We start from the raw sequence: 18,811 nt of genomic DNA, 5'->3' as shown, positions 1-18,811 counted from the left end.
TATAATATTCAATTGTGAGTAATGAAAATTATTCCTTGCTTTACGAGTCCGTAAAGCCGCATAGACCATAAGGAGGTGTAAAAGATGAGAACATACGAAATTATGTACGTTGTACGCCCGAACATTGAAGAAGATGCGAAGAAAGCGTTAGTTGAACGTTTCAGCGAAATCCTTACTTCAAACGGTGCGGAAATCATCGAAGCAAAAGATTGGGGTAAACGTCGTTTAGCTTATGAAATCGAAGACTTCAAAGAAGGTTTCTACCAAATCGTACGCGTTAACTCTACTGATCAAGCGACAAACGAATTCGATCGTTTAGCGAAGATCAATGACGATATTATCCGTCATATCATTGTACGTGAAGAAGAAAAATAATCAACGGGGGCGAATTGCATGATTAATCGAGTTGTATTAGTAGGTCGTTTAACGAAGGATCCCGAATACAGAGTCACACCCTCAGGCGTATCGGTTGCTACGTTCACATTAGCGGTTAACCGTACATTCACAAATGCTCAAGGAGAACGCCAGGCGGACTTCCTGAACTGTGTTGTGTTCCGTAAGCAAGCTGAGAACGTTAATAACTATCTTAACAAAGGTAGTTTAGCAGGTGTGGAAGGCAGATTGCAATCTCGCAGCTATGATAATCAGGAAGGCCGTAAAGTGTATGTGACTGAAGTCGTCTGTGACTCAGTACAGTTCTTAGAGCCTAAGGGTGCGAACCAGAACCGTCAGAATGACACTTCGTCAAATGACTATTCTAGTTACGACTCAGGTTTCGGTGGACAATCACAAGGTCAGAATTATCAACCGAACAACAATCAATCCAACAATAAACCATCTACTCCTGCATCAAATAACCCATTCGCGAATGCAACGGGCCCTATTGATATCAGTGATGATGATTTACCGTTCTAATAAGAAATACTAATGTAAGGGAGGCAACAATCATGGCAGGTGGACCAAGAAGAGGCGGACGTCGTCGTAAAAAAGTGTGTTACTTCACAGCAAATGGTATTACACAAATCGACTACAAAGACGCAGAATTACTGAAAAAATTCATCTCTGAACGCGGTAAAATTTTACCACGTCGTGTAACAGGTACTTCAGCTAAATACCAACGTATGTTAACTGTAGCTATCAAACGTGCTCGTCATATGGCATTATTACCATATGTGAAAGAAGAGCAATAGAAATAGATAAGACCCCCAGAACCTATATGGTTCCGGGGGTCTTTGTTTTATGAGGTCCCGCATCTAACCCAGGTAATCAAGTAGAACAGATGTCATCACACCGGCTGCTGTAAATAACCCGACGAGCGCGCCGCCATCTTCATATGCTTCCGGCATCATCGTGGCACCGATCATCGTGATAATACCACCTGCAGCAAAGCTTGAGATGATGGAGATAACAGCAGGATCCGCATGATCCAGGAAGACATAACCGAATAATGCACTGAGACCTGCTACAATCGTAACGCTCACAAATAAGAAGATAATTTTCTTTTTGGACTGTCCGCTTTTCAGCATACCTGACGTGCTGGATAGACCTTCAGGAATATTACTGATAAAAACCGCGAGAAGGAGCAGCATACTAACACCTTTACCACCAATGAGCGTTGTACCGAGCATAATAGATTCCGGGATAGCATCCATGACCGTCCCGATGAAGATACCCAGACCACCACCAGAACGATCACCAGAATTTTTACTGCCGGAAGAAGAATCGTTGTCAGCATGCTGCAGCTCATGTGCATGAGAACGCTTACGATGCTTCCCGCCATGATGAGTGATCAGGGCTTCAAGCACCGTGAATACTACAGCTCCGGCAACAAATCCGATGATGGTATTCGTCAGCTCACTCTTATTAAGTGATTCCTGCAGGAGTTCAAAAGTTGCAGCGCCTATTAATACACCGACACCAAATGCCATAACAAAACCGAGTATTTTGCGGGGGATATGAATAATCATACTGATGATAGCACCCAACAGGACAGCACCACCAGAGACAGCACCCCAGAAAAAAGCTGCACCCATAATATTTTCCTCCAAAAAACCCCGAGGGTATTCCCTCGGGGCAGATATTAATATGAGTGATTAACGACGGTCTAATAAGTCGTTATCATCGCGGCGTACTTCGCCATCAACTTGACGGTTGTTTGTATCGTCGATTTCAACTTGTTCTTTACGTACGCTTTCAGATACGTGAGCAGTATCTTGAACACGATTTTTCTTGATTACTAATTCTTCAGCTACAACGTTTTCTTTTTCAACGTTGATGCGTTCTTCAGTTAATGGTACACGGATAGTGTCATCGCCATCTAAACGATCGAAGTCAACATCTCCGTCTACTCTTTCGTCTACACGACGACGTTCGATAGTTACTTCGTCACGGCTTACAGGTACATCGAATTCTTGACGTTCTTCAACTACGTCTTTATCGATACGTACTTCACCAGTTTGAACCTGGTCTTTACCTACACGAAGACGTTCTTCGTGTAAACGGATTTTTTCATCCTCGTTTAAGTCAGTACGGTTAGCGATATCTTCATCAAATACGTACTCGTCACGACGTCCTTCTAATACTTCATTGTTATCTACGCGGTCAAATTCGTTACGGTTTAATTCATTGTTAAATTCGTTTTTCATGTCTACATGTTCCTCTCTTGTTTGTAAGTTGTTTGTGCGGTGTTTCTCAGAGTACTCAGCATCAGTGTCAGATTGTACGCTTTGTCTTGATGTAAGCCCAGTTGTGCCGTCGTCAGGATTAGAGTACGCGCCTTCATTTAATGTCTGATTTTCATCACGGTTGATAGTATCAGGGTTAGCAAATCCGCCGACTACACCATTTGTATAAGTGTCGTTGTGGCGATCTTGTCCTTTAACGTAACTGTGATTTGCTTCAGTTGTAGAAGTGTTATAAGTTGCATCATTATCTACGTATAGTAAGATGTTGCCACTTTCAACTTCTCTTTCGTATTGATTGTGTTCAGCATCTGATAAGTTTAACTTATCAAATACACGGTTCTGCGGGTTTTCCCCAGTGAAGAGTGAAGCTACTTTATCGCCAAATGATCCATCAGCATTCTTGAAGTTAACATCTGTATAATTCAGTGCAGAACCTTCAAGTTTGTTTTTAGAGATGACATATAAGTCGCGCTCAGCTACTCCTTGAGACTTCAAGTTATCAATTCTACCTAATAATGCTTGTTCACTAGAAAATGATTCAATGTTACCCATTGTAATTCTACCTCCCAATCACTAATGTGTTGTAAATCTCTAAGATGTCGTTTTGATTTTCTTGTGATGTTAGAAATATACCCGACCACCGCCACCCTAAACACTTAAAAAATAAAATAATTAAAATAAATCAAAAAATAGTTTGGACAACCGTTGCGCTTTATTGGCGTTGACCCGTGATTTGGTGCGGATTTGACCTTGATATTAGCCAGTAAATTTGTTATCATCAATTAATAAAAAAATAAATAAAAACACTCATATAATTAAAGGATATGGCTTTAAGTTTCTACCACGACACCAATAATGACGTGACTATGAGTAAAAAATGTATCCATCCTCTTAATATAGTATGAGTATGGACCTTCTTTTTTTACTCGCCTATTCCGATATGGTGGGTTTTTTTATTTTAAGGAGGACCACAGTGAAAGAGTTACAGCAGAAAGTGAAAGATGAAGGCGTTGTGATTGCAGGCTCTGTACTGAAAGTTGATGCTTTTCTCAATCATCAGATTGATGCGCAGCTGATGAAGAAGGTAGCTGATCACTTTTATGAGCATTTTAAGAATAAAGGGGTCACTAAGATTCTGACGATTGAAGCGTCGGGGATTGCACCATCCATTATGGCGGCTTTAGCCTTTAACGTGCCCTGCCTGTTTGCGAAAAAGGCAGTACCTTCGACTCTGACGGAAGAAGTCTATACGACAGATATCCATTCCTACACAAAGAACAAGACAAGTCATGTAGTCATCTCCCAGAAGTTCCTGTCTGCTGAGGATAAAGTGCTGATCATTGATGATTTCCTGGCGAACGGTGAAGCGGCACTTGGACTCTATGACTTGGTGAAACAGGCGGGCGCTGACTGTATCGGTATTGGAATCGTGATTGAGAAGAGCTTCCAGCCTGGGGCAGACCGGCTGAAAAGTGAAGGGCTTGATGTTCTCAGTCTATGTCGTATCGCTTCACTTGAAGGTGATAAAGTGACGCTGATAGGAGAAGAAGAATGAAAAACTTCCTATTAAGTGTTCAGCATTTACTGGCAATGTATGCTGGAGCCATTATTGTGCCGATTATTGTAGGACATGCGCTCGGCTTTACTGCTGAAGAGATAGCTTATCTCGTTTCAATCGATATTTTTATGTGCGGGGTTGCCACCTTTCTGCAGGTCTATAAAGGAGTCGGTATTGGTCTACCTGTTGTTCTCGGCTGTACATTCACAGCAGTGACACCGATGATCATGGTCGGCTCTAAACATGGGATAGAAGTGCTGTACGGTTCTCTTTTTGCCTCTGGTATTATTATCGCCTTAATTGCACCGTTCTTCTCATACTTAGTGAAGATATTCCCGCCGATTGTCACAGGGAGTGTCGTCACGATTATCGGTATTACTTTGATGCCGGTCGCGATGAATAACCTGGCTGGCGGTCAAGATTCTAAGACGTATGGTGATCCTTTAAATATTATTTTAGGGATGATGACGCTGGTCATCATCCTGACTATCCATCGTCTTTCCACCGGTTTTATTCGATCAATCGCCATTCTGCTCGGTCTGTTCATCGGTACAATCGTAGCATCGTTCTTCGGTCTCGTGGATACAGGTGCCGTCATGACATCGAACTGGTTCGAACTTCCTAAGCCATTCCGTTTCGGCGGTTTCCAATTTGAGTTCGGTTCTATCTTACTCTTTGTCATCGTAGGTATCGTCAGTCTGATTGAGTCAACGGGCGTCTATCATGCACTCAGTGAGATTACGAAGACACCGATTGACCGTAAAGATATTTCAAAAGGATACAGAGCTGAAGGAATTGCCATTGTACTGGGTTCCATCTTCAATGCCTTTCCTTATACAGCCTATTCACAGAATGTAGGCCTCGTCTCATTATCGGGTGTCAAATCCAAGAATGTCATGTATGGGATGGTGGCACTGCTTATACTTGCAGGTTCAATGCCGAAGTTCGGTGCACTGGCCACCATCATTCCGACACCTGTTCTTGGTGGCGCGATGATTGCTATGTTTGGTATGGTAATGGCATACGGTGTGAAGATGCTGGGCGCGATTGATTTCACAAAACAGGATAACTTACTCATTATTGCGGTGTCGGTCGGTATCGGGCTGGGTATTACGACAGTTCCAGGTGCCTTTGCGAAGTTCGGTGAAGACTATGCCTGGCTGACTCAGAACGGCATTGTACTCGGTACACTGACGGCGATATTACTGAATTTATTTTTTAATGGTTTAAACAATCAACAAATTGAAGAAACTATGAAATAATAGATTAATAAATAAAATGGAGGTCTCAATCATGTGGGAAACTAAGTTCCAAAAAGAAGGCTTAACATTCGATGATGTGCTACTTATTCCAGGGAAATCAGATGTATTGCCGAATCAGGTTGATCTGACGGTGGAATTATCGGAAAGACTTAAATTGAATGTCCCGATTTTATCAGCAGGTATGGATACGGTAACTGAAGCGAAGATGGCGATTGCGATGGCGCGTCAAGGTGGCCTCGGTGTTATTCATAAAAATATGTCGATTGAAGAACAGGCAGACGAGATTCTGAAAGTGAAACGTTCAGAGAACGGCGTCATCACTAATCCATTCTTCCTGACCCCTGATGAACAGGTCTTTGCAGCAGAACACTTAATGAGTAAATACCGTATTTCAGGTGTGCCGATTGTGAATAATGCTGACGAGATGAAATTAGTAGGGATTCTGACTAACCGTGACTTACGTTTCATCGAAGATTATTCAATTAAAATCTCTGACGTCATGACAAAAGAAAACTTAGTGACTGCATCGGTTGATACGACACTTGAACAGGCAGAGAAGTTACTGCAGCAGTATAAGATTGAGAAGTTACCGTTAGTGGATGATGCAGGTCAGTTAAAAGGCCTGATCACCATCAAGGATATCGAGAAAGTCATCGAGTTCCCGAACGCAGCTAAAGATGAGCAAGGACGCCTGCTTGTAGCAGGGGCAGTCGGTATTGCGAAAGATACCATCACACGTGCCAGACATCTAGTAGAAGCAGGTACGGATGCACTTGTGATTGATACAGCGCATGGCCACTCTAAAGGGGTGCTTGATATGGTACACGAACTGAAAGAAAACTTCCCGGAGGTCACTTTGATTGCAGGTAACGTCGCGACTGCTGAAGGCACAAGAGCCTTATTCGAAGCGGGAGCTGACGTCGTCAAGGTGGGTATCGGTCCTGGTTCTATCTGTACGACACGTGTTGTAGCAGGTGTCGGTGTGCCTCAGATTACAGCGATTTATGATGCCGCAGGTGTTGCACGTGAACTCGGCAAAACCATTATTGCAGACGGCGGAATCAAATTCTCAGGAGATATCGTCAAAGCACTTGCGGCCGGTGGACATGCCGTCATGCTCGGTTCACTCCTTGGAGGTACAGAAGAAAGCCCGGGTGCAACTGAAATCTATCAGGGCCGTCAGTACAAAGTCTACCGTGGCATGGGTTCACTCGGTGCGATGGAAAAAGGTTCTAAAGACCGCTACTTCCAGGACGACAAAGAAGCGAAGAAATTCGTGCCGGAAGGTATCGAAGGGCGTATCGCCTATAAAGGTCCCTTGCAGGATACAATCTATCAGTTAGTCGGTGGTATCAGAAGCGGTATGGGTTACACAGGTTCACAAGACTTACAGGCATTACGTGAGGAAGCGCAGTTCATCAAGATGACAGGTGCCGGCCTGAAAGAAAGCCACCCGCACGATGTACAGATCACGAAAGAAGCACCTAACTATTCTATCTAACGAAGGAGATAAACCAATGGAAATGGCATTTGAACAGGAGTTAATCCTGGTACTCGATTTCGGTAGCCAGTACAACCAGCTGATCACAAGACGTATCCGTGAGATGGGTGTCTACAGTGAGTTACATGATCACGAAATCTCAATCGAAGAAATCAAGAAGATGAATCCGAAAGGCATCATCCTGTCGGGCGGACCGAACTCAGTCTACGAAGAAGGCTCATTTACAGTAGATCCTGAAATCTTTAATCTAGGGGTACCGATACTGGGTATCTGTTACGGCATGCAGCTGATGACGAAATTACTCGGCGGCTCCGTAGAACGTGCGAATGAACGTGAATACGGTAAAGCGATTATCAATGCTGAGACACACTCACTCTTCCACATGCTGCCTGAAGAGCAGACCGTCTGGATGAGCCATAGTGATAAAGTCATCAACATCCCGGAAGGCTTCCGTATGATCGCGAACTCACCAAGCTGTAAATACGCAGCAGTAGAAAATGCTGAGCGCCAATTATACGGCGTCCAGTTCCATCCGGAAGTCCGTCACTCTGAATACGGTAACGACTTACTCCGCAACTTCATCCGTAAAATCTGTAACTGTACAGGCGAATGGACAATGGAGAACTTCATCGATATCGAAGTGGAGAAAATCCGTGAGCAGGTCGGTGACAAAAAAGTATTATGCGCGATGAGCGGTGGCGTTGATTCATCTGTCGTTGCTGTGCTTCTGCATAAAGCAATCGGCGACCAGCTGACATGTATCTTCGTCGACCACGGTTTACTGCGTAAAGGCGAAGGCGACATGGTCATGAAGCATTTCGCCGAAGGGTTCAACATCAATATCATCCGAGTAGACGCGAAAGACCGCTTCATGAACAAGCTTAAAGGCATCTCTGACCCTGAACAGAAACGTAAAATCATCGGTAATGAATTCATCTATGTCTTTGACGACGAAGCGTCTAAATTACAGGGCGTTGAATTCCTGGCGCAAGGTACACTGTATACAGATATCATCGAATCAGGTACAAAGACCGCTCAGACCATCAAATCTCACCACAACGTCGGCGGCTTACCGGAAGACATGCAGTTCAAATTAATCGAACCGATCAACACACTCTTCAAAGATGAAGTACGTGCACTCGGTATCGAACTCGGCATCCCAGAACACCTCGTATGGCGTCAGCCGTTCCCAGGCCCAGGCCTTGGCATCCGTGTGTTAGGTGAAATCACAGAAGAGAAACTGGAAATCGTCCGTGAATCAGATGCGATTCTAAGAGAAGTCATTGCACAAGAAGGCCTCGAGCGCGACATCTGGCAATACTTCACGGTCCTCCCTGACATCCGTTCAGTGGGTGTCATGGGTGACTATCGCACATACGATTACACAGTCGGCGTCCGTGCCGTGACAAGTATTGACGGCATGACGAGCGACTTCGCACGAATCGACTGGGAAGTGCTGCAGAAAGTATCCAGCCGGATCGTCAACGAAGTGAATCACGTTAACCGTGTGGTGTATGACATTACCTCTAAGCCACCGAGCACGATTGAGTGGGAATAGAATTATAAAATAGTAAAACCCTTTAACCATAATGGTTAGAGGGTCTTTTTTGTGTTCTGAAATCAGAAAAAACAGCAGAAAAACAGCAAAGTGTGAGAAAACTGTTCCCCAGACATGGAAAAAAGAGCCGATTAAACAGCTCTATAGTAGTTGAGTATTATAAAAATCTACTAGCTAGATAATACATAATTAAAACGATTAGACCATTGATAATCGCAAACTTTAAATCAAAGGGGTGTTTTTCTTTGGAGAAATGATTTAATACTCTGTCAGTAATAGCAAATAAGAAAACAAATACTGTAAGCATAATTAAGCTAGTTAAAACAAATGTAATTGGATCTGGATTGTTCATGCCTTACTCCTCCCTAATAACTCACCGCTTCTAATTTACTCATCATGTCTTTATCCATCTGTTCAGTTACATGGCTGTATATCTGTAACGTGGTCTTATGGTCTGTATGACCTACTCTATCCATAATAGCCCGTAATGACACACCTAACTGACTCAACAGCGATATATGGCTGTGCCTTAGCGTGTGCATTATCACATGCTTATTAATCAGCTTCCCATCCTGGTCGTCCTTTAACTCATCTACAGCCGTCTTGATGTTGCGATTGACGGAAGTAAGAGCCATAGGATTGCCGTAGTGGTTAGTGAAGATGAAGCCACGATCTATATAGTTGCTCTCCCACTGTATCGCTTTCTTATTCTCTAACATGACTTTACGCAAGATGTCACAGCTTCTAGTAGTCAGTGAGATAGTCCTATAAGACGCTTCCATATTAAGTACATTTTTCATACTGTAGTCTAGATCATAAAAAACAATAGATTGTCTTATTTATCATTATAGCTCAATCTGTAATTTATTGTATATTAAAATGTAAAGATTTAATTTCAATAATTATTTTTAAGACAAGTTAGTAATATAGGTAATCGAGCAGAAAGAAGCCCTGTTCAAACAAATTGGAGGCTTTTTTGTGTAGCTGAAAACAGATAGGGAAGTCTCTAATCTTCAGACTTATTCACTTCTCGCATATAAGGAAGGCCTTGAAAAACCAAGGATTCTTAATTTCCAAAAGTATATAGGCCTGTATAAAAACGCTGAATAACGCCCAAATTAAGATTTTAAAAGTAATAAGGTGTAAAAGAAGAATAATTACATATCTTATGTTTATATAGAGATAATAAAATTTGTATGTATAAAAAAAGCTTAAAATTATCTTTATATATATCAATAAATAATTTAAAGTATAAAATATAAAAGTTTTTTATAGAAAGGTAGAGAGAAGATGGAGTCTTTATATAAATATTATTACAATAATGAACAAAAAGATTATAAAGAAGAAGTAAAAAAACGTCTTTCAGCTCCTTCTAGAATAGAATTTGATTTTAAAGTAAAACAATATAAAAGAGAAGATAAGCATAGACTATATTTTATTCCTACTTTAAAGATGATAAAAATGGTTGAAGCCATTGCTAAACGTGATAGATTACTAGATAAATATTTTGATGCTCTTCCTGATTCAGCTCGTGAAGCTTTTGAGAGGGAAGTAATAACTAACGAATTATTTTCAACTAATGATTTAGAAGGTGTGAAAAGTACTAAGAGAGAAATTGCTGAAAGTGTGAAGCTTGCTAAAGAGAATAAAAAAACTAAAAAAACTACACGTTTTTTAAGCATGGCTAACTCTTATTTAAGTTTATATCTTAATGAAATTAAACTCCCTTCGACACCACAAGATATAAGAAAAATTTACGAGAAAATTTCAGCTTCAGAAGTGGAGGAAGAAGATAAGATAGACGGAAAGTATTTCAGGTTAGATGGTGTGGATGTTAAAACTAGCACAGGAAAGGTAATACACCAAGGAATAAACGGACATGAAAATATTATAATCGCCATAGATAAGATGTTAGATATTCTTAACGGGTACGAAGAAATTTCAGCAATAATAAAAGTAGCTGTTGCCCATTACATTTTTGGATATATACATCCTTTTTATGACGGAAACGGTAGGACTTCAAGATTTATAAATAGTTTATACCTTTCTAAAAGTCACAGCCGCTTAACATCTATCTCCTTATCAAGAGCTATAAATAATAACTCCAAAAAATATTATGAAATATTTGAGCATACTAACAGTACGCTTAATGCCGGCGAACTAAATGAGTTTATTGAAACCTTCTTAGAATACATCATCAAGGGACAAGAAGAAGTCAAAAATGAATTAGTCATAAAGCTTAGACTGATAGATAGTGCATTTTTAAAATTATCGTCAGAGAAAAAGTTAGAGAACAAAGATCAAAAATATTTCGATGCTTTATTTATTATTGGTCAAATCCAGCTATTCACTGATAATGATTTGACAGTTCAGGCGATGGCAAGTTATTTAGAAGTAGCTGAAATAACGGCCCGTAAAGTATTAAATGATCTTGTAGACATGGGCTTGTTAGAAGTAGAGGGTAGCAGGCCGAAGTTATATAAAAGTATAGAAGGATACTTTGATTTTGAATAAAAGAGCAAAAAAAGGGCAGATATTTGTGACTCGGGGCAACACCAGGAAACAAATTTAATATCGCCATCGCTTCAACCCCCTTGATATATAAAGTTTTGAAACTCTATGAAATTTCTCTATTTTCTATTTTGGATTGAGTGGGAATAGATATAAAAACCTCTAACCATCACGGTTAGAGGTTTTTTCGTGCTATTTAGCGTCTTCTTTTAAAGGGAGCGGATAGAAGCCGGCTTTGAACTGCTGCCATAATGGGTCAGGCAGGTCGTGTTTATTTGGGTGGTGGGGGTCGAAGTAAGAGATGATCTCGTCTTCTCTGCCTTCTTTGATCTTGCTGACAAATGCGTGATCGAGCAGAAGTCCTCTGCCCATTGCGATCAGTTCTACGCCTGTATGTAGAGCGTCAATAGCCTCGTCTGCTGTGAATATGGAACCGATACCGATCAATGGCATGCGACCATCGACCCATTTGTGCAGGAGTTCGATGCGATTCTGGCCGGCATATTCACCTTCATGTACATCCCCGTGGATATGCATCAGTGAAGCGTGCAGGTAATGGAGCGGTTTCTCGATCAAATGTTTGATCAGCTGTTCTGTCAGTTCCATTTTGATGCCCGGGTTAAAAGTTTCTTCCGGTGAGAAGCGGTAGCCGATAATGAATTCTTCATTGCCGTATTCTTTTACTGTGTTGACGACTTCATCGACGACTTTCAGAGCGAACAGGAATGGATCTTTCCACTGGTCTGTCCGCTTGTTGAAGTGAGGAGAGACAAACTGATGGATGATATAGCCGTTCGCGCCGTGAATCTCTACGCCGTCGAATCCTGCTTCAATGGCACGACGTGTCCCTGCACCGAATGCTTTGATCGTATCTTCAATTTCTTCTTCTGTCATTTCTCTGGCAGTGTGCGTGTGCTGCTGACGGAAGCTTTTGAGCTCCATCGCACTCGGTCCTGCAACATCACCGTCTGGCGTGTATTCAGGTAATGCCTGTACACCGCCGTGATGAATCTGGATAATAGCTTTTGCGCCGTTCTTTTTCATTGCTGCTGCGAGTCGCGTCAGGCCCTCTATGTCACTGTCACGTGAGATTGAAGGCTGTCCTGGAAACGCCTGTCCTATTTCAGTCACATATGTCGCTGCTGTGATGGACATGCCGACGTCTTTAGAGCGGCTTGCCATATAAGGTAATTCTCTATCGGCGATGGTGCCGTCTTCATTTGAGGAAATATGTGTCAACGGTGCCAGTACAAATCGATTTCTTAGTTTGACGCTGTTGTTTAAAGTTAAAGGTTGAAATAAGTCTGCATATTGAGGGTTCATTACAAAGGCTCCTTTTCCTAATTAATGTGATACTCTTGAAAAGCTTATAATAACTTCCTGAATTTAAGCAAAAAATAAGACTTCACTCATGTCCTGAAAGTTAATGAAGTCCTTTTTGTGGCATGAATTTAGAAGAATACATTATGAGGAGGTCATTAATGATGATTAAAGCAATGGTCCAGGTTGAAGTTGAACCACGAGCAACAAGCGACGCTCCGGGTAAGGCATGTGAGGTAGATTCCTTATCTAAAATCGGTGATTCCATGAAACTGCAGGACGGGATAACAGGTGTAGTGACGGCAGTAGATCCAAACGATGCAGGTAAATTTGATAGTGAAGAGAATATTGAAGCCATTGTGACAGTTCAAGTCGCTGAATAGCATTGAATAAACCCTCTAACGCAGATGTTAGAAGGTTTATTTAAATACGTTGCTGAATATCAGATAGAATAACACCATAAAAATGCCGGTAAATGCTGCCAGTTTGTAGTTAAAGGGTTTCCTGGTTTTAGAGAAGTAATTGAGTAAGCGGTCGGTCCCATAATAGACAAGAAAAAAGGTACCGAACATAATAAGACAAGTGATCAGTACAGCTGTGAATTGCATAAGTATTCCTCCTGTTCTTTTATCCAATTATATCATTTTCAGTAACGGAAGATAAGGTCAGGACAGGCGAATCTGGAGCTGCTATGTTTATAATGGAGTCAAGGAGGACGGATAATATGTATACGTTCAGAAATGTAGAACCGCAAGATCTGGAACAGATAGCAAGGCTTGAAAGCCGTGCTTTTGTTCCTGGCGTCGCGGATACAAGAGAGGTGCTTGAAGAGCGGATCGATAAGATCGCTGAGACGTTCATTGTGGTCGGGAGCGAAGGGGAGATCGCCGGGTTCATCAATGGGCCTATGATTACGACGCAGTATATTACAGATGACCTGTTCAAAAAGGTTCCCTCTCCGAAAGTAGGGAAATATTTAAGTGTGCTCGGTCTTGTAGTGTCTGAAGAACATCAGAGACAGGGACTTGCAGGTAAATTGCTCGAGCAGTTTACCGAGAGAGCGCGAGAGCTGTATGTAAAAGCTATCACCTTGACCTGTACTGAGGACTTGGTCCCCTTTTATGAGAGGTACGGGTTTAAGTGCCACGGTCCATCGTCATCCCAGCACGGCGGCGAGCAGTGGTTCAATATGGTGAAAGAGATTAAATAACGAAAGAGATGAAAGGCGCCGTGTTGCTGTATGCAGCGAAAGACGAGGCGCATCATCATATAGTTGTATTGAAGGATTTTTAGAGAGAAAAAGGGTTTATTCTGACAAGGGCAGTCAACGTCTTTATCAGATTCAGTTGCTTGAAGACGCAGCATTTACGTTAAGTGAAATTAAATATTTTATAGAACTGAAGGAGAAATTCAAAGATTTGGCTGCTATGCAGAATATGAAGGACACAGATTATAGTCGCCCGAGCATCATCTCGCTGATCGTCTGTTATAATATATGAGATTGGAGTTGATATGATGATTAAGCTTAAAAATCCGAGTCCTGTTTATTTGAAGGGGGGCGATCATGCCATCTTGCTGCTGCATTCTTTTACGGGAACAGTCAGAGATGTGAAGGATCTTGCTAAACGTCTTAATGAAGAAGGGTTCACGACTTATGTACCCTCGTATCCGGGGCATGGGTTGCTGCTGGAAGAATTCCTTGAATATGATATGAACGACTGGTGGCAGCATGTCGTTGAAAGCTATGACTTTCTTAAGAGTGAGGGCTACGCTAAAATCAGTGCTGTCGGTGTGTCGCTAGGTGGCCTCTTTACGCTTAAGTTACTTGAAACATATAATCTTGAGAAAAGCGTCGTGATGTCTGTGCCTCAGTTCAAGGATGAGTCAGGAATCTTCTATCGTCTCGAGCAATATGGCCTCCGTCTTAATAAGATGATTGGCTTGTCTGAAGAAGAGAATAAGGCGCAGCTTGAAAGAATCAATCATTATCAGCAGGGCGCAGATCAGTTCTGCCTGATGATTGATGATATTATGCTGAATCTGAGTACAATCGAAGCGCCTGTCCTCGTGATGTATGGTCACCGGGACGACGCGGTGTATGCGGAGAGTGCGAAATATATCTATGAACATCTCGGTGGCCAGAAGGTAATTGAGGGCCTGCGTGATAGTGGACATTTGATGACCCTGGACCGGGGACAGAAGCAGACGGAAGAGAGAATCGTCTCTTATTTCTGTCACAGAAATGTCTAATCTTTAAACCTTATATTTTTTTACAGATGGTGTATGATAGTGATATGACATTTAAAGGAGTGAGATTATGTCTGCTAATATCAAAAAACTGATTGTATTTATTCTCGGTCTCGCTGAAATCATGGCAGGATTTGCCATTTATGAAACTTCTAAATTTGGTTCATTTGTCTTTGTAGCACTAGGCATTCTCTTTATCGCAATCATGTTTTTAATAGATCAGCGTTCCAAGAATCCGTATAACGGACGGTATACAAACTAAACTCTGAGCATAGGCTCAGAGTTTTTTATTTTGTTCAGCTCGTCTTCGTTCTGCTGATATCTGATACATCGCATCGCGCAGATGGATGATATCATCATCTGCCAGTACTTTCATGTGAGGTCCGACCTTCAATAACTCGAAGTAAGGAATATCGGTGTCTATTTCCCGGGTAATCTTCAGACGGCCGATCTCATGGACATCTCCGTCATGGCGGATCTCTTCAATAGATGCCGGTTGCTTATAGCGTTCAACGTAAAGCTTGATATCCTGGTCATATTTCACGTGAAAACGAATGTAATCCTGTCCTGTCTGATAGTAATGCAGGTTATGATAAGTCTGGAACTTTCTTAGCGTTGACACAGGAAAATTGCGGGCGAACTTGCCCAGCTTCTGACCGAAGTTCTCAAGCTGTCCGATTTTACGCATCAGATTGATACGGACAAACCAGTCGTCCGCCTGCTTAATTGCATTGACATATGTCATCAGCATCAGGATAGATTCTCTTCTGACCCACGGGAAATAAGGGAAATTGACGAAAATGAAATTAGAGTCCGTATCGCTGAAATGTATGGAGAAGCCCTTAAGTGAAATGAGCTCTTCAGGTGTCCGCCTGTTCGGCGGTGCATCTGATAATCTGATAATTGCTTTATCATTATGGCCGAGCAGCGCACTGCCTTCATCCGTCAGTACAACCTCAGCCTCGTAATAATGACCTCTTGCATGGGCACGTTTCAGTCCTTTATCATGTACGCCCAGTAGTTCAATATAATTGATGATTCGTTCTGCTATCGATGTCATTTCATCCACATCCTTTTTCCACTCTATACCCCGTCTCGCAAAAAAAGAACTGACCTACGTCAGTTCTTCAAATATTTCTTCATCAAAGTTTCTACTTCATGCTTCCAGAAGAAACGATCTATCTTATTTTTATGGACGACCTGGATGAAACCATTCGTCAGCCACATTGACAGCACCTGCGGCGGAACGCCCATATCGTAGACTTCATTCGCTGTCACAAAAGCTTCACGATGAGAATCCATCTGTTCACCTTCTAACTGATTCTGTTTAAATAACCATCTTTCATTTCATAGACTTTATCAAAATACTGAGTCAATCTGGTGTCATGTGTGACAACAATGGCTGCTTTTTCCATGCCCTGTACTTCATCCCGTATCAGTTCAATCACTGCAAAGGCTTTTTCACTGTCGAGACTCGCCGTTGGTTCATCGGCGAGGATGACTGACGGCTTCGTATAGATGGCCTTTAATATAGCAACACGTTGTCTTTGTCCACCTGACAGTTCACTTGGATACTGATTCATCACTTTCTCGAGACCAAGCGTCTCAATTTTATCTGTCAGTTCCTTTTGAGATAAATGGTTCTTGTTCACTTTATCCAGTAGTTTCAGCTGATCTTTTACTTTCAGGAAAGGAACCAGGTTCGATGCCTGTAAGATAAATCCGATTTCCTTGAGTCTGATCTGGGCACGTCTCTTTTCTTTATAATCTGTTGTATTGATATCGTTGATAATAATTTGTCCGGAAGAGGGTTGCTGCAGAAGTCCGGCAATGGTCAGGAGCGTACTTTTTCCTGAACCGGATGGACCAATGATAGCTACCATTTCACCGCGTTCAAGGTGGAAGTCAGTAGGCTTGAGTGCCTCTACATACGTATTATCTTTACCGAAAATTTTGGATACGCCTTCTAATATCAAGACCATAGTCATCACCTACCCTATTGTTTTTAGTGGATCGACCTTCTGTACAGAACGGATAGAGAATAGCCCGCCGAGTAACGCTGTAATGATAAGTGTCGCTGCATATATGGCAATCATCTGCCATTTGAAGATGATCGGTACGACAGGTGGCAGGAAATAAGCAGTCAGGAATGTCAGCGCCAGAGCAATGATAACGGCCAGCACTGACAGCATCAAGGTCTGATAGATGACAGACTTACCGAGAAAGCTGTTGCTGATACCCTGTGCTTTCAGAAGGCCATAGATCGGTGCCTTCTGAATGGTGATGACATAGAGAAAGATACCGATGATGAATGCAGAGATAGCAAATAAGAAGTAACTCATAAAGTCGAGTGTCAGTTTCTGCTCTGTATAACCCGGCAGCTTTTTGATGAATGATTCTGTGTCCACTACCTGCAGATCGTTATTGACTTTAATGTTCTTAAAATCAGGGTCCTTCACAACGAAGGCATTCACTTTATCTTTCAGCCGGCCATTTGTCAGTACGTCTGCAGTATCATTATTCGCATACAGAATGGGGGCTGCATTATACTTCGCGCCTGCTGTAAAGCCGGTGATTGTGAGGGATTCGTCAGTACCGGCGAGATCAAGGTCATCACCGATTTTAAAGCCTTTCTCCTTAAATGTATCATCAGCGACCACTTCAAAGTCCTCTTTGAACATCTTGCCTTCAATGACTTCGGGTTCAATGAAAGTGCCTTTGTCAATGCCGAACAGTAGCGCGTTCTGCTTGCGGTCATCAGTTGATGTGATGACTGCTGTGTTTCTGATAGGAGAGATGTCTTTGAAATCTCCTTCAACAGCGTCCTTATCTATTACAGACTGGGCAAGGTTCTGATTAGATTCCTCAGTCATGATGATGGCATCCCCGCCCCATGTATCGATTGCTTCACGGTTCATATTCATCAGTCCGTTGGAGAGACCAGAAATAAGAAAGAGGAGATAACCGATAAGAACCAGGACACCAATAATCAGACTGAACTTTAATTTGCTGTAGAGTAGTTCTTTCCAGGCTAAAAACATATAATTCCCCCTTTTATTTAAGCAAGTAAGTACGGATGATCATATCCAGCTGTGCAGGGCTTAAGTTTAGAAGTGATTGACCTGACTTAGCCAGCAGTTGTGCGGTATTATGGTCTTCAAATACAACGGATTTCTTGAAATAAGGATCAAAGACAGAAATATAGGAATTCAGCAGCTGTTCTTCCTCTGTCATATGTGACTTCTCCGATTCAGGTGAAACTATCAGCTGATCAAAATCAAGATGTTTCTTGATGATCTCCAGAATCTCCATATTGGTCGGTGGCTGATTGTTGGTGATGTGATAAATCTTATTGTCCTCAGCATGAATAGCTTCAGTTAAGACTTTGACCACATAATCAACCGGCACCAGATTAGAAGTCCCTTTGTCATTGCCGCGCAGCTTGTACTGCTGACTTGATTGCTGGCGAGACATCTTTCTGCGGAATATCTTCAGAGCTTTCATAAAGCCATACAAAGTGAACTTAGAGTCCGCTTCACCTGTCTCTGAGTCACCGATGATGATGGCAGGACGTAGGATAGACTTTTTCATCGGTGCATGCATCACGGCATGTTCAGCCTGCAGTTTACTTTCTTCATACGGATTGTTCACTGGTCTAGAAAGGGGGTGCAGCTCTTCTTTGGCATATTCATGCTGACCGACTGTATAGGCGGTTGACACGTAGAGAAAATGCTTAGTGTGAAGCGATACTGCAAGAGCCAGTGCATGTCTTGTGCCTTCAAGATTAATCTCAAATAATTGCTGGCGAAGTTCCTCATCAAACTTAACGAGGGCAGCCAAGTGATAGAAGTAATCCATCTCGGGAAGGTTGTAGGCAGTAAGGTCAACCCCGCAGTGCTCTTCTGTAATATCTCCTTTCACAAAGTGAAGAGAAGCATCAGGTAATTGAGCGATTAACTTGTTCTTTTTTGCTTCATCTCTATAAAGTATGTAGAGATGGTGCTCGGTATCTTGAGCGAGCCGGTGAATGAGCTGAGCGCCGACAAAACCAGTAGCGCCTGTTAAAAAAATATTCAGAGTATCCACTTCCAATTCTAAAAATAAAAAATTTTCTGCGCAGTGCATTCGCATTGAATCTTATTATATAATTGTACCGTTAAGACGAACAAA

At 42.1% G+C, this 18,811-nt stretch carries 22 protein-coding genes, 1 pseudogene and 1 riboswitch; of the genes and pseudogenes, 12 read left to right on the top strand and 11 right to left on the bottom strand.

Translation table 11 applies throughout. The annotated features are described in order from the left end of the window. Positions 1-84: 84 nt before the first annotated feature. From rpsF to rpsR, 3 genes are read left to right on the top strand one after another with little or no spacing between them, the layout of a single operon-like run. Entirely contained in the window at positions 85-375 is a 291-nt protein-coding gene (gene rpsF, locus ERX40_RS06220; RefSeq protein WP_133417643.1) for a 30S ribosomal protein S6, read from the top strand. Positions 376-393: 18 nt separating this feature from the next. After that, positions 394-915, top strand: coding sequence for a single-stranded DNA-binding protein (gene ssb / locus ERX40_RS06215; RefSeq protein ID WP_133417642.1), 522 nt, complete (start codon positions 394-396; stop codon positions 913-915). Positions 916-947: 32 nt separating this feature from the next. Next, positions 948-1,190 carry a 30S ribosomal protein S18 gene (rpsR, locus tag ERX40_RS06210; protein WP_133417641.1) on the top strand — a complete coding sequence of 81 codons (243 nt, stop codon included), beginning with the start codon at positions 948-950 and terminating at the stop codon, positions 1,188-1,190. A 63-nt stretch (positions 1,191-1,253) separates the two neighbouring features. Here rpsR and ERX40_RS06205 read toward each other — a convergent pair whose 3' ends face one another. After that, positions 1,254-2,033: a ZIP family metal transporter gene (locus ERX40_RS06205; protein ID WP_133417640.1), complete on the bottom strand. Its 780-nt coding sequence runs from the start codon at positions 2,031-2,033 to the stop codon at positions 1,254-1,256. A gap of 60 nt (positions 2,034-2,093) precedes the next feature. Continuing rightward, complete coding sequence (locus tag ERX40_RS06200; RefSeq protein ID WP_133417639.1) at positions 2,094-3,236, bottom strand: YsnF/AvaK domain-containing protein; 1,143 nt, start codon at positions 3,234-3,236, stop codon at positions 2,094-2,096. 235 nt (positions 3,237-3,471) lie between these two features. Beyond that, positions 3,472-3,571, top strand: a riboswitch (purine riboswitch). An 86-nt stretch (positions 3,572-3,657) separates the two neighbouring features. Here ERX40_RS06200 and xpt point away from each other — a divergent pair. From xpt to guaA, 4 genes are read left to right on the top strand one after another with little or no spacing between them, the layout of a single operon-like run. Then, a complete protein-coding gene (gene xpt, locus ERX40_RS06195; RefSeq protein ID WP_133417638.1) occupies positions 3,658-4,239 on the top strand; it encodes a xanthine phosphoribosyltransferase in 582 nt (193 codons plus the stop codon). Next, positions 4,236-5,504, top strand: coding sequence for a nucleobase:cation symporter-2 family protein (locus ERX40_RS06190; RefSeq protein ID WP_133417637.1), 1,269 nt, complete (start codon positions 4,236-4,238; stop codon positions 5,502-5,504). The genes xpt and ERX40_RS06190 overlap by 4 nt, the downstream gene beginning before the upstream one ends. A 31-nt stretch (positions 5,505-5,535) precedes the next feature. After that, entirely contained in the window at positions 5,536-7,005 is a 1,470-nt protein-coding gene (gene guaB, locus ERX40_RS06185; RefSeq protein WP_133417636.1) for an IMP dehydrogenase, read from the top strand. A gap of 16 nt (positions 7,006-7,021) precedes the next feature. Beyond that, the gene (guaA, locus tag ERX40_RS06180; protein WP_133417635.1) at positions 7,022-8,563 is read left to right on the top strand and encodes a glutamine-hydrolyzing GMP synthase; all 1,542 of its coding nucleotides are present in this window, start codon (positions 7,022-7,024) and stop codon (positions 8,561-8,563) included. A 157-nt stretch (positions 8,564-8,720) separates the two neighbouring features. Here guaA and ERX40_RS06175 read toward each other — a convergent pair whose 3' ends face one another. Together ERX40_RS06175 and ERX40_RS06170 are read right to left on the bottom strand one after the other, a co-directional pair. Further along, the gene (locus tag ERX40_RS06175) at positions 8,721-8,915 is read right to left on the bottom strand and encodes a hypothetical protein (protein WP_133417634.1); all 195 of its coding nucleotides are present in this window, start codon (positions 8,913-8,915) and stop codon (positions 8,721-8,723) included. A 13-nt stretch (positions 8,916-8,928) separates the two neighbouring features. Further along, a pseudogene (locus ERX40_RS06170) lies at positions 8,929-9,360 on the bottom strand (tyrosine-type recombinase/integrase); the annotation flags it as partial. 493 nt (positions 9,361-9,853) lie between these two features. On the opposite strand from ERX40_RS06170, the gene ERX40_RS06165 reads away from it, so the two are divergent. Beyond that, entirely contained in the window at positions 9,854-11,077 is a 1,224-nt protein-coding gene (locus tag ERX40_RS06165; RefSeq protein WP_133417632.1) for a Fic family protein, read from the top strand. A gap of 189 nt (positions 11,078-11,266) precedes the next feature. Here ERX40_RS06165 and ERX40_RS06160 read toward each other — a convergent pair whose 3' ends face one another. Further along, entirely contained in the window at positions 11,267-12,397 is a 1,131-nt protein-coding gene (locus tag ERX40_RS06160) for an NADH-dependent flavin oxidoreductase (RefSeq protein ID WP_133417631.1), read from the bottom strand. 158 nt (positions 12,398-12,555) lie between these two features. Between ERX40_RS06160 and ERX40_RS06155 the strand changes: the two genes are divergently transcribed. Beyond that, a complete protein-coding gene (locus ERX40_RS06155; RefSeq protein ID WP_133417630.1) occupies positions 12,556-12,777 on the top strand; it encodes a hypothetical protein in 222 nt (73 codons plus the stop codon). 36 nt (positions 12,778-12,813) lie between these two features. Here the strand turns inward: ERX40_RS06155 and ERX40_RS06150 are convergent, their stop codons facing one another. Next, positions 12,814-13,002 (bottom strand): hypothetical protein, encoded by a 189-nt coding sequence (locus ERX40_RS06150; protein ID WP_133417629.1) that lies wholly within the window; start codon positions 13,000-13,002, stop codon positions 12,814-12,816. Positions 13,003-13,118: 116 nt separating this feature from the next. On the opposite strand from ERX40_RS06150, the gene ERX40_RS06145 reads away from it, so the two are divergent. From ERX40_RS06145 to ERX40_RS06135, 3 genes are all read left to right on the top strand, one after another. Beyond that, on the top strand, positions 13,119-13,604 hold the full coding sequence (locus ERX40_RS06145; RefSeq protein WP_133417628.1) for a GNAT family N-acetyltransferase: 486 nt from the start codon (positions 13,119-13,121) through the stop codon (positions 13,602-13,604). A gap of 308 nt (positions 13,605-13,912) precedes the next feature. Further along, the gene (locus ERX40_RS06140) at positions 13,913-14,644 is read left to right on the top strand and encodes an alpha/beta hydrolase (protein WP_133418008.1); all 732 of its coding nucleotides are present in this window, start codon (positions 13,913-13,915) and stop codon (positions 14,642-14,644) included. Between the two features lie 67 nt (positions 14,645-14,711). Continuing rightward, on the top strand, positions 14,712-14,903 hold the full coding sequence (locus ERX40_RS06135; protein WP_133417627.1) for a hypothetical protein: 192 nt from the start codon (positions 14,712-14,714) through the stop codon (positions 14,901-14,903). Between the two features lie 15 nt (positions 14,904-14,918). Here ERX40_RS06135 and ERX40_RS06130 read toward each other — a convergent pair whose 3' ends face one another. Genes ERX40_RS06130 through ERX40_RS06110 form a run of 5 tightly spaced genes read right to left on the bottom strand, consistent with a single transcriptional unit; the run spans position 14,919 to position 18,727 of the window. Continuing rightward, entirely contained in the window at positions 14,919-15,701 is a 783-nt protein-coding gene (locus tag ERX40_RS06130) for a hypothetical protein (RefSeq protein WP_133417626.1), read from the bottom strand. Between the two features lie 59 nt (positions 15,702-15,760). Next, positions 15,761-15,943, bottom strand: coding sequence for a hypothetical protein (locus tag ERX40_RS06125; RefSeq protein ID WP_133417625.1), 183 nt, complete (start codon positions 15,941-15,943; stop codon positions 15,761-15,763). 11 nt (positions 15,944-15,954) lie between these two features. Then, positions 15,955-16,623, bottom strand: coding sequence for an ABC transporter ATP-binding protein (locus ERX40_RS06120; protein ID WP_133417624.1), 669 nt, complete (start codon positions 16,621-16,623; stop codon positions 15,955-15,957). Positions 16,624-16,632: 9 nt separating this feature from the next. Next, complete coding sequence (locus ERX40_RS06115; RefSeq protein WP_133417623.1) at positions 16,633-17,682, bottom strand: ABC transporter permease; 1,050 nt, start codon at positions 17,680-17,682, stop codon at positions 16,633-16,635. A gap of 13 nt (positions 17,683-17,695) precedes the next feature. Beyond that, positions 17,696-18,727, bottom strand: a complete 1,032-nt coding sequence (locus ERX40_RS06110; protein WP_243713010.1) for an SDR family oxidoreductase — start codon at positions 18,725-18,727, stop codon at positions 17,696-17,698. Between the last annotated feature and the right edge of the window lie 84 nt (positions 18,728-18,811).

This window comes from Macrococcus carouselicus (genome assembly GCF_004359515.1).
Taxonomy (GTDB): Bacteria; Bacillota; Bacilli; order Staphylococcales; family Staphylococcaceae; genus Macrococcus; species Macrococcus carouselicus.
This window is presented reverse-complemented; position numbering and strand designations above follow the sequence as displayed.